The sequence below is a fragment of the Noviherbaspirillum sp. genome, from assembly GCF_036846085.1.
Lineage (GTDB): Bacteria > Pseudomonadota > Gammaproteobacteria > Burkholderiales > Burkholderiaceae_D > Noviherbaspirillum.
In genome coordinates, this window is record NZ_DAIUCO010000019.1 from 25783 (window position 1) to 36620 (window position 10838).

General features: G+C 55.6%; 9 protein-coding genes. 7 read left to right on the plus strand and 2 right to left on the minus strand.

Features of this window, described 5'->3' with window-relative positions:
• The first annotated feature begins 129 nt into the window (after positions 1-129).
• Positions 130-729, plus strand: a complete 600-nt coding sequence (locus tag V7080_RS03975; RefSeq protein ID WP_334187105.1) for a PEP-CTERM sorting domain-containing protein — start codon at positions 130-132, stop codon at positions 727-729.
• 284 nt (positions 730-1013) lie between these two features.
• Here V7080_RS03975 and V7080_RS03980 read toward each other — a convergent pair whose 3' ends face one another.
• On the minus strand, positions 1014-1223 hold the full coding sequence (locus tag V7080_RS03980; protein ID WP_334187106.1) for a heavy-metal-associated domain-containing protein: 210 nt from the start codon (positions 1221-1223) through the stop codon (positions 1014-1016).
• Positions 1224-1326: 103 nt separating this feature from the next.
• Positions 1327-2805, minus strand: a complete 1479-nt coding sequence (locus tag V7080_RS03985) for an MFS transporter (RefSeq protein ID WP_334187107.1) — start codon at positions 2803-2805, stop codon at positions 1327-1329.
• A gap of 71 nt (positions 2806-2876) precedes the next feature.
• Here V7080_RS03985 and V7080_RS03990 point away from each other — a divergent pair, with 71 nt between their 5' ends.
• From V7080_RS03990 to V7080_RS04015, 6 genes are all read left to right on the plus strand, one after another.
• Entirely contained in the window at positions 2877-3797 is a 921-nt protein-coding gene (locus V7080_RS03990) for a prolipoprotein diacylglyceryl transferase family protein (RefSeq protein WP_334187108.1), read from the plus strand.
• A 696-nt stretch (positions 3798-4493) separates the two neighbouring features.
• Positions 4494-6911: a heavy metal translocating P-type ATPase gene (locus V7080_RS03995; RefSeq protein WP_334187109.1), complete on the plus strand. Its 2418-nt coding sequence runs from the start codon at positions 4494-4496 to the stop codon at positions 6909-6911.
• A gap of 25 nt (positions 6912-6936) precedes the next feature.
• Complete coding sequence (gene cueR, locus V7080_RS04000) at positions 6937-7347, plus strand: Cu(I)-responsive transcriptional regulator (protein ID WP_334187110.1); 411 nt, start codon at positions 6937-6939, stop codon at positions 7345-7347.
• On the plus strand, positions 7325-7813 hold the full coding sequence (locus V7080_RS04005; protein ID WP_334187111.1) for a hypothetical protein: 489 nt from the start codon (positions 7325-7327) through the stop codon (positions 7811-7813). Before cueR ends, V7080_RS04005 begins: the two co-directional genes overlap by 23 nt.
• A gap of 165 nt (positions 7814-7978) precedes the next feature.
• Positions 7979-9232 (plus strand): TolC family protein, encoded by a 1254-nt coding sequence (locus V7080_RS04010; RefSeq protein WP_334187112.1) that lies wholly within the window; start codon positions 7979-7981, stop codon positions 9230-9232.
• The coding region (locus V7080_RS04015; RefSeq protein ID WP_442947175.1) for an efflux RND transporter periplasmic adaptor subunit at positions 9229-10838 on the plus strand (1610 nt) is incomplete at its 3' end. The genes V7080_RS04010 and V7080_RS04015, both read left to right, overlap by 4 nt.

A 10838-nucleotide genomic window follows, 5' to 3' on the forward strand; every position in this document is an offset into this window, starting at 1 on the left:
TGCGTCGAAAATATTTACACTGGACAGGAGTGTTTACCTTAAATAATTGATTTTTAAGAATTTAATCTACTGGCACCAATATTGCATAGTTGAAAGTATGTTTTTTGACGCAAAGGCCAGAGAATAGAAATGAAAAAGATTTTGAAAAATATTGTTGTGGGCATCGCTGCTTCTGCTGCGGTATTAATGACCTCTACTGCCGCTTATGCGAACCATTTCTATGGCATCGATGCGCATGACCCACCTGTTAGCCATATCAATGGAACATTGTTTGGGAATGGCTCTGTAAATGGTTTTCTGGCAGGGGGCCAGAGTCAGCCTTTTGAACCGCATGATTTCGTTGTCTTTACCGCTAATGCAGGAGATGCGCTGTCGGTATTTCTTAATGGCCCAAACCGCGATGCTGGGTTGTCGGTACTGTTTGATATCGAACGTGATGGGATATTTGTCGGCGATGCGGTTGGCTCGAATCTCCAGTTCGCTTTCTTCAATGATGATGGCCTTGGCAACCTCGACTCGCTGATCAACTTTATCGCGCCTTACACTGGGCAGTACCTTGCCGGCATTGCCGAGATCTCAGGGCGCGACATGGCCTGGACTCTCGGTGTCAATGGCAGCAATTTTGTCGCCAATCAGGTTCCGGAACCTGCGACTGTTTCGTTGCTTGCGTTAGGCCTTCTCGGCTTCGCGGCATCGCGTCGCAGGTCGGCAAAACGCCACGGCGCGTAAGCGCTGTACGATGCCGTCAAGCCCGCCTAGTGCCAGACGTTTAGCTATCGTATTTAAAATCTAGATGCCGTCTTGATTTTGTTGTCTATTTTGATAACGCGCTAGCGATCATCAAGCCCCGTTGCCGATAAGGACAGCGGGGCTTGCTTTTGCCCCGTTCCAAAGCGCTATAGTTAGAAAATGAATTTGTGGCTACAACCCAAAGCAGGCGGTCGTGATTATTACAGGTTGGCGTCCGCTGCTTGTTCGATGTCCATGCTCTTCTCCTTTTCACTGCAGGTCTTTTAAACTCCGCTGCCAATAACCGTGGCTGGGTATCCAGCGCTTGAGATGGCTCGCGCTACCTGCGCTGCCCCTGAAGTCGAGGCAAGACGAATAAGCTTGCCCTTCAGGTCGACGTTAACCGTTGCGCTCCCATCGAGAGCCAATGCCGTTTTCTTGACTCGACCAGCGCAACCGCCGCAGGTCATTTTCTCTACTTGAATTTCATACATTTGCTTGCTCCTGTTAATGATGACAACTTCACTTTAGACCTTCCCATAATGGGAAGGCCAAGATTGCCGGCGTCCGGGGTTGAAGGCGTCGAAGGCTATTGGCTTACAAGACTGCTGCGGCAGCACTTTGCTTTTGCGTCGTATTAACCGCGAGCATGGCAATAAGGGCGGCCGCCAGCAAAATGAGAGCACCGACCGCAAACGCGCTGGTATAGCCATAAGTGAGCGCTTCACCGGCTTTAGCCAGCATTGCGGGATCTTTACCTTGCTGCATCACAGTGGCTGCCTGCGGCAACTGTTCATTTGTCGCAGTCACCGAGATCGTAGTCAGGATAGCCAACCCCAGTGCGGCACCAATCTGCTGAGACATATTCACAATCGCCGAGGCTACGCCCGCCCACTCTTCATCGACCCCATGAACGGCGGTCAATGTCATCGTTACGGCGCTCATGCCAAGGCCGAACGAGGTGAGAAATACTGCGGGCATGACGTGCGTAAGGTAGGAAGCGCCGACGGTCAGTGTCGACAGCCAGAACATCCCGATTGCACCAAGCACAAGGCCGGGACCGGCCACGAAGCGCGGCGCAAAGTGTTCAACCAGCTTGGTGCTGATTCCCGCACCAAGGATGATGCCGGCGCTGAACGGCAGCGCCGCTACCCCGGTCCTCGTCGGGCTGAACTGGAGAACTTGTTGCAGATACAGGGCCAACAGGTAGAAAGTGCCCATCAGGCCAGCGCCCGTGAACAACATTGTGAGGTACGACCCGGCACGATTGCGCTCACGCAGCAGCCAGAGGGGCAGCATCGAATCTGCGCTGCGCGCTTGCATGAACAGGAACAGGATCAGCAGGACGCCGGCGGCGGCGAATGCGCCGATCGTTATCGGATCGGTCCACGCATGTTCGCCACCGCGCGTCACCCCATAAGTCAGGGCGACCAATGCAGCGGTGCCGGCGATGGCACTCAATGTATTGAGCCGCCCCGTGTTTCGCTGCCCCTCGACCAGGCTGCGGGTTCCCGCAAGCACACCGAGGCCGATCGGGATATTGATGAAGAAGACCCAACGCCAGCTCAGCATGCCGGTCAGGACACCACCCAGAAGCACGCCGACGGTAATGCCCAGCGCCGACATGGCCCCGTACACGCCCATGGCGGAATTACGGGCCTTGCCCACGGGGAAAGTCGTAGCGATTAACGCCAGCGCATTGGGAGCCGCGAGTGCCGCACCGATACCCTGCAATGCGCGTGCGGCGATCAGCCACTCTGCGCCAGGAGCAAAACCACCCAGAAGTGACGCGCCGGTAAAGATGGCAAGACCTGCCCGGAAGACGCAGCGTCTTCCGAATAGGTCGCCTACGCGTCCACCAAAAAGCAAAAGGCTGCCAAACGCGAGGATATAAGCGTTGACAATCCAAGGCAGAAGCGAAGCCGATACGCCAAAGTCTTGTTGAATGCTGGGCAATGCGATGTTGGCAATAGTGTCATCCAGAACCAGCATCAGTTGCGCCGTTGCGATGACGATCAAGGCAGTGCGCAACTGTCGGCTTTCCGAAGATTGATTAGCAGGAAGAGTAGAATCCATGATGGTATCCAGGTTTTGGTTTCTGATAGCTACATCCTCAGGCTTCCAATCATTGGAAGGTCAACGCCGATTTGCATTTTTCCGCATTTTTTCTTTTGCTTCTTGACCTTCCCATCACAGCAACGTGCATTCTCTTGCCCAAGAAGCAAATCCATGCTTCTCTGAAAAATCAAGGGCAACAAGTAATGGAATCATTCGCCGTAGGATCGCTCGCAATTCCGACCAGGCCATTCTTCTTCCTTGTCGCTGTCCTAGGCGCATTGGCTGTGGGCAACCGGCTTGCAAAGCGAAGCGGCATGGAAGTCGAGCGCGCGCTGTGGTCCGTACTGTTTGTGGGCGTTGCATCCGCCCGGCTTGCTTTCGTCCTGATTTATTGGCCGAGCTATATTGGCCGGCCCTGGACTGTCCTCGACCTTCGCGATGGCGGCATGAATGTAGTTGTAGGCATTGCAGGAGCGATTTTCATGGCTCTATTCCTGGCAGTGCGCAACCGGCCACAACGCCGACCGATTCTGGCTTCACTCATGGTGGGCCTGGCGCTATGGGGAGCGATGACGACAGCACTGCAGGCTGGCAAAGCCACTACGCCAATTCCAGCGATCACGTTGCCCGACCTCGGCGGGAAATCCGTTGCACTGCAATCATTCACTGGCAAACCGGTGATCATTAACCTGTGGGCCTCCTGGTGTCCGCCTTGCCGACGGGAGATGCCCGTGCTTCAGGAGGCGCAGAAGACGCACAAGGACATAATCTTCGTGTTCGCGAACCAGGGCGAATCTGCCGATGCAGTACGCGCTTACCTGATCGCACATGCTTTGCAAATGGAAAATGTGCTGATTGATAGACACGGAGCCATCGCAAAGCAGGCGCGCGCTGCGGGGTTGCCAACTACGCTGTTTTTTGATCGTCATGGCACGCTTGTCGACACCCGCATCGGCGAACTCTCCCACGCGAGCTTGGAAGAGCGGCTCACAAAGCTGGTTAGTCCATGAAACCGTTCTACCCGCACGATACGAACGGCAGTATTCACTGAAGCTAGTCGCTTCAGGCTGCCTGTTTCCCCTTCCGAGTGCGGTGGTTCGATAGCCGCCAAGTTGGAAGTAGGCCTGCTTTTCAAGGGTAAGCAAGGCAAGCTGCCATGGTATCCGTTGACGAAGCGAGCGTGAAAGCGGCACAACTCAACGGCCGTTATGCGCTGCCCACATGCGTTACCACTTGCGCATGACAGAGGTACTGAATCCCGCGCAGATTGAAGCATATAACGCGCTTCGCGGGTATCGCTGATCCCGGAGCACGCCTTGGAGAAAACGTTTAGAGTCTAAAAAAAACCGCCCAAGGCAGTTTTCCATGACACGATTATTCCGCAGTAAAGCCTATCGGCTGTCGCGAGGTCCAGCTACTGCCGCCAGAATCTCACCAAGTAACAAATATATTACTGCAATTTATTGCCAACGTGAAACCATCGATTTGCTGCAGAGCCGATATTTTTCTTTCAGTTCATCCGCTACTGCGTACAACCACGTTGTGCCGACATTCGCGTCCTTAGTCCCATCGAAGTTCTCCTCCATAGCCTAAGCTTGCGACAAAAAATCCTTTTGCTGGCACATACGAAAGGATAATTCAAAAAACCGCTTGACCTTCCCATCAATGGAAGGTCTACCGTATAGGTATGGCTTCAGGAGACCCTTATGGATACCGCTGTAAAACCCCCAACTAGCATTACCGACCTGACCTTCAATATTGAGGGAATGACGTGTGCGTCATGTGTTGCTCGTGTAGAAAAGGCACTCCAAGCTGTCCCTGGCGTGGAAAAGGCGTCTGTCAACCTTGCCACCGAAAAGGCGACGGTTCGCGCCGGTGATGCCGTAACCCTGGAAGCCTTGTCGGCTGCCGTTGCTAAAGCCGGTTATGAAGTCCCAGGCGAAACGGTATCCCTGTCGATTTCCGGCATGACATGCGCTTCCTGCGTGTCCCGCGTTGAAAAGGCACTCAAAAAGCTCCCTGGCGTGACCGATGCGACCGTCAATCTAGCCACCGAAAAAGCGCAAGTAAAATCCTCAGGTGTTCCGTTGGACACCCTGATTGCGGCCGTGCAGAAAGCCGGCTACGAAGCGTCCGCCGTCACCGAAGACCGGGTCAAAACCACACCAACAAATACACTTCCTGACTGGTGGCCGGTTGCTGCCGCCACGCTTCTCAGTCTGCCCCTGGTTGCACCAATGTTCGGCATGGCTTTTGGTTACGAGTGGGCACTTCCGGGCTGGATGCAATTGCTGCTCGCCACACCGGTGCAGTTCTGGCTGGGTGCCCGCTTCTACAAGGCGGGGTGGAAAGCGCTCCTTGCCCGCGCCGGCAACATGGACTTGCTGGTGGCCATTGGCACCAGCGCGGCGTACGGCCTGTCGGTGTATCTGATGATCATGCACGCTGGCCATGAAGGCATGAACCACCTCTACTTCGAATCGTCGGCCGTTGTCATCACACTCGTCTTACTTGGTAAATGGTTGGAGGGACGGGCAAAAAAACAGACTGTGGCGGCACTGCGCGCACTCGAATCGCTGCGTGCCACGGAAGCCATCGTCCGCCGTGATGGCAAAGACGTGGTTGTACCGGTGGCGTCGGTGCGCAGCGGTGACCTTGTCGTGGTACGCCCAGGCGATCGCGTTCCCGTGGACGGCACGATTGTCGAAGGCAGCAGTCATCTGGATGAATCCCTGCTTACTGGCGAAAGTCTTCCGGTCGCAAAGACGGTTGGAGACCATGTCACCGGCGGTGCGATCAATACTGAGGGCGTCCTGCTATTCGAGGCAACCGCTGTTGGCGGTGCCACCATGTTGTCTCAAATTATCAAGATGGTCGAGCAGGCGCAGGCGGTCAAAGCGCCGATCCAGAGGCTGGTGGACAAGGTCAGTGCGGTCTTCGTCCCGGTTGTCTTGCTCATTTCCGTCGTGACGTTCTTCGCCTGGGGATTCATGACCGGCGACTGGCAGCAAGCGTTGCTCAACGCGGTCGCGGTGCAGATCATTGCGTGTCCGTGTGCGCTTGGTCTGGCCACGCCAACCTCAATCATGGCTGGCACGGGCGTGGCCGCCAAATACGGCATCCTGATCAAGGACGCGGAAGCGCTTGAATCGGCGCATGCCATCACTGCAGTCGCTTTCGATAAAACGGGCACCCTCACCGAGGGGAAACCGGCCATCGTTGCTGTGGAAGGCTTCACGCAGTCACAGCGCCGCGTTTTGGAGCTGGCAAGAGCGGTTCAGCAGTACAGCGACCATCCGTTAGCCAAAGCAGTCGAAACCACTGCGAAAGAGCAAAGTTTGGCTCTTTATCCTGCAACCAATGCGAAGGCACTGCCAGGGCGTGGTGTGCAAGCCGATGTGGGAGGCGTGACCGTCTACCTTGGCAACACGCGTCTGATGCAAGAGCTTGGTGTATCGACACGCGTGGAAGAGTCGGTGGCAAAGACCCATGAAAACGCAGGAAGAACCGTATCCTGGCTTGCTGTCAGAACGGCGACCGGTATCGAGCTGTGCGGACTGCTGGTGTTTGGCGACACTTTGAAGAAAACCGCCAAAGATGCCATTGCAACACTCGCCCGCATAGGTGTCCAGTCAATTATGCTCACCGGCGACAACGCTGGCGCTGCAAAGGCTGTGGCCGATGCCATTGGTATTACGCAGTTCAAAGCGCAGGTTTTACCAGCTGACAAAGCGAATGTTGTTGCAGAACTGAAGCAAACGTATAAAACAGTTGCGATGGTTGGCGACGGCATCAACGATGCACCGGCATTGGCCTCTGCCGATATCGGCATCGCCATGTCGACCGGCACGGATGTGGCAATGCACACGGCTGGCATTACGCTCATGCGCGGAGATCCGGCATTGGTAGCCGATGCGATTGCCATCTCGAAGCGGACATACCGGAAAATTCAGCAAAACCTGTTCTGGGCATTTATTTATAACCTGGTTGGCATACCGCTTGCCGCGTTTGGCTTGCTCAACCCCATGATTGCAGGTGCCGCCATGGCATTCAGTTCCGTCAGCGTCGTCACCAATGCGTTATTGCTGCGCCGCTGGAAGCCAACGCACAACACAGCCGATTGATCACCTCACTTTAAGGAGAGCGAAAATGAACATTGGAGAAGCTGCCAACGCGACTGGCGTTTCGGCAAAAATGATCCGCTATTACGAAAGCATTGGCCTGATCAAGCAAAGCGCCCGCAGCGACGCGGGCTACCGAACGTACGGTACAAATGATTTGCATACGCTTCGGTTTGTAAAACAGGCACGAAAACTCGGCTTTTCGATCGACCAGATTCGAGAGCTATTGTCGCTATGGCAAGATACCGGGCGCGCTAGTAAACAGGTAAAAGCGATTGCAATGGGGCATGTGGAGGACCTGAACAAGCGTATCGAGGAGATGACGGCAATGCGAGACACGTTGCATCATCTCGCCAAGACCTGTGCGGGAGACAACCATCCCAATTGCCCGATACTGGTTGGTTTGGCGAGTGCAGATGCGGCTGCATCACTTCATTAAGGCAATTTGGTATGGGCCTTCCGACACCCAGTTTCTTAAGGTGTACAATTTAAATATTGTGAAAATTTCCCGCCCATCCCGCTTCGTTGCGGCGCTTATTGCGCTATTCAGCATACTGTTCATGCAGTTTGCTGTTGCCGCGTACGTATGCCCAGGATATCAGGCGGGGCAAATGGATGCATCGATGACGATGTCATTCGACGCAAACATTGGGAACATGGACGAATGCCAGGGCATGGACGTGGTGCAGCCGAGCCTGTGCCACGCTCACGATCAGGCTGGAAACCAATCTCTCGACAAGCCCGAACTTCCCCAAGTACAGCCATTCGTTGCAGCGGCCTTAGCGTCGACTCTGCTGCCAATCGATATTGCCCATCCTCCGCTGGCCAACTTCGTCGAAGACGTGCAGCTGGCCCGAACGACTGCTCCCCCGCTGTCCATTCAACACTGCTGCTTCCGCATTTAATCCTTCAGACCGCTTGGTTCGTCATCGCTGCGCATGTCGCGCAGCCGGTGTTGTTCATTGCTATCTGGAGGTTTCATGTCATCCCCATTTACCTTACCTGCGCTTGAGCGCAACACGGCTCCTCGCTTTGTGCAAAGAATCGTTTGGACTTTCCTGGTGTGTGCAATGGCGCTCGCTGTCCCCGTTTTTGCGGCAGAACCCACGCTTACGCTGGCCGAAGCCCAACGCCTAGCGGTCGAACGCTCACGTCAAATCACATCGAAGGATTTTGCGGTCGCTGCCTCACGTGATATGGCTGTCGCAGCGGGCCAGCTCCCTGATCCGGTATTAAAACTTGGCATCGATAATTTGCCAGCCAATGGACCGGATCGCTTCAATCTCACCAGCGACTTCATGACGATGCGCCGTGTCGGCGTGATGCAGGAACTGACGCGAGCAGACAAGCGTCGTTTTCGCTCGGAACGCTACGAACGGGAAGCAGAGAAAAGTCTTGCGGAAAAGAGCATGACCATCGCGTCCATTCAGCGGGACACGGCACTGGCATGGCTGGACCTCTACTACGCCCAGGCCGCTGCCAAAATCATCAATGAGCAAGGCATGCAAGCCAATCTGGAAGTGCAAGCTGCCGAAGGCGCATATCGATCCGGACGCGGCAACCAGGCCGACATTTTCGCCGCACGAAGTGCGCTCGCAATGTTTGACGACCGTTCCAGTGAAATCGGGCGGCTTACCGCGAATGCCCGGACCATGCTTGCTCGGTGGATTGGGCAGGCTGCGGATATGCCGTTGGCTGCCAGGCCCGATGCAAATACCATCCGCCTCGACCCAGCGACGCTTGACACCCAACTCAATCACCATCCGCAAATTGCGGTGCTGGCCAGGCAAGAAGAAATCGCCGTAGCGGAAGCAAAACTGGCGCAAGCCAACAGGAAATCCGACTGGAATGTTGAAGTGATGTATTCCCAGCGTGGCTCGGCGTACTCGAACATGATCTCGGTAGGCGTCTCCGTTCCGCTGCAATGGGACCAGAAGAACCGGCAAGATCGCGAACTGTCGGCAAAGCTCGCCATGGTCGAGCAGGCAAAGGCGGAACGGGAAGAGTCGTTGCGAACTCACATAGCGGAAACACGCGTAATGATCCACGAGTGGCAAAACGACCGGGAACGCCTTGGCCGCTACGAAAGAGAATTGATACCGCTTGCTAACGAGCAAACACGGGCTGCAATCGCCGCATATCGCGGTGGAAGAACCGGATTGCCTGATGTCTTGATGGCACGCCGCAATGAAATCGATGTTCGGCTCCAGGCACTGCAACTCGAAACCGGCATGGCCCGCGTATGGGCACAACTCAACTACCTCTTCCCGGACGACGCCACTGCATCGCATCCGGCTACAGATTTGAACAGGAATCCAAAATGAACACCAAAAAACTATTCTTAGCGCTCCTTGCCGCTGGTGTTATTGGCTCAGGTGGGTATGGACTGTATTGGCTTGGGATGAATCAGGGCATGAAAATGGCTGGCCCGGCACCGACTGCCGCCCCGCCGACCGGAAGTGAACAGAAAGCCGACAGCGTGGATCCGGCGACGGGGAAAAAAGTCCTGTACTGGCATGATCCGATGGTGCCCGGTCAAAAATTCGACAAGCCTGGCAAGTCGCCTTTCATGGATATGCAGTTGGTGCCCGTATATGCCGATGAGGCTGGCGACGAAGGCACCGTATCGATCAGCCCGCGCGTACAGCAGAATCTCGGTATCCGGGTGGCAGAGGTCACCAAGGACAACTTGGCACCGACGGTCGAAGCAGTGGGCAGCGTCGCCTACAACGAGCGCAATGTGGCGGTGGTGCAAGCCCGCAGCAATGGCTTTGTCGAGCGGCTGTATGTGCGCGCTGTCCTCGATCCAGTCAAGAAAGGCCAGTCGCTGGCTGAATTGTATGTACCGGAGTGGGTGGCGGCGCAGGAAGAATATCTTTCAATTTCACGCATGCAGGGCATGGGGACAGACGAATTGCTGGACGCCGCACGCCAGCGCATGCGCTTAGTCGGCATGACAGACGACCAGATCCGGCGCGTGACGATCAGCGGCAAGGTACACGCGAGATTGACCATTAGTGCGCCCATTGGCGGCGTATTATCGGAACTGGAAGTGCGCGAAGGCATGACAGTCATGTCTGGCGCACCGATGTTCCGCATCAATGGCATCGATACGGTCTGGGTACATGCCGACGTCCCGGAAAATCTGTCGGCGCAGGTACGTCCTGGCGCTGTAGTGGAAGCGCGCACGCCATCATTGCCCGGCTCGTTACTCAAAGGTAAAGTCAGCGCCATTCTGCCTGAGGTCAATGCCGCTACCCGCACGCTAAAGGCGCGGGTGGAACTGGCCAATCCGGACCAGAGAATGGTACCGGGCATGTTCGCCACCATCAATTTCACACCGGCGGTGCGCAAGGACGTGTTGACGGTCCCTACCGAAGCCGTGATTCAGACTGGCAAGCGCAGTGTCGTGATGCTGGCGCAAGGCGACGGCAAATTCATGCCGGTCGACGTTGAGACCGGCATCGAGTCAAACGGTAAAACCGAAATCACGAAAGGGCTGGAAGCGGGACAGAAGGTGGTGGTGTCAGGCCAGTTCCTGATTGATTCCGAAGCCAGCCTGAAGGGAACGACGACACGCTTGGGCGAAATGCCGGCTGCTGCAAGTGGCAAAGTCTCGGGTCAGACACATCGAGGCCAAGGCAAGGTCGAAAGCATCGACAAGGATGAAGTCTTGCTGTCGCACGGTCCGATTCCAAGCCTGCAATGGGGAGAAATGACCATGGGCTTCAAGCCGCCGGCGAACGGCTTGCCGAAGAATATCGAAGTCGGCGACACCGTCACCTTTGAAATCCGTCCTATGAAGGATGGCATGTATGAAATCACGACGATTTCGCCGACGGCGCAAGCCCCGGTGCAGGAAATGAAAGACAAGGGCACGGCAAAGGGTGAGGTGAAAGATGGCGCAAAGGCACCTGCCGGAAACACTGG

Excerpts from the sequence above, each read along its gene's own strand:
- cueR (WP_334187110.1), top strand. The coding sequence starts at position 6,937 with ATGAACATTGGAGAAGCTGCCAACGCGACTGGCGTTTCGGCAAAAATG.
- V7080_RS03980 (WP_334187106.1), bottom strand. The coding sequence starts at position 1,223 with ATGTATGAAATTCAAGTAGAGAAAATGACCTGCGGCGGTTGCGCTGGT.
- V7080_RS03985 (WP_334187107.1), bottom strand. The coding sequence starts at position 2,805 with ATGGATTCTACTCTTCCTGCTAATCAATCTTCGGAAAGCCGACAGTTG.
- V7080_RS04010 (WP_334187112.1), top strand. The coding sequence starts at position 7,979 with ATGGCGCTCGCTGTCCCCGTTTTTGCGGCAGAACCCACGCTTACGCTG.
- V7080_RS03975 (WP_334187105.1), top strand. The coding sequence starts at position 130 with ATGAAAAAGATTTTGAAAAATATTGTTGTGGGCATCGCTGCTTCTGCT.
- V7080_RS04005 (WP_334187111.1), top strand. The coding sequence starts at position 7,325 with ATGCGGCTGCATCACTTCATTAAGGCAATTTGGTATGGGCCTTCCGAC.
- V7080_RS03995 (WP_334187109.1), top strand. The coding sequence starts at position 4,494 with ATGGATACCGCTGTAAAACCCCCAACTAGCATTACCGACCTGACCTTC.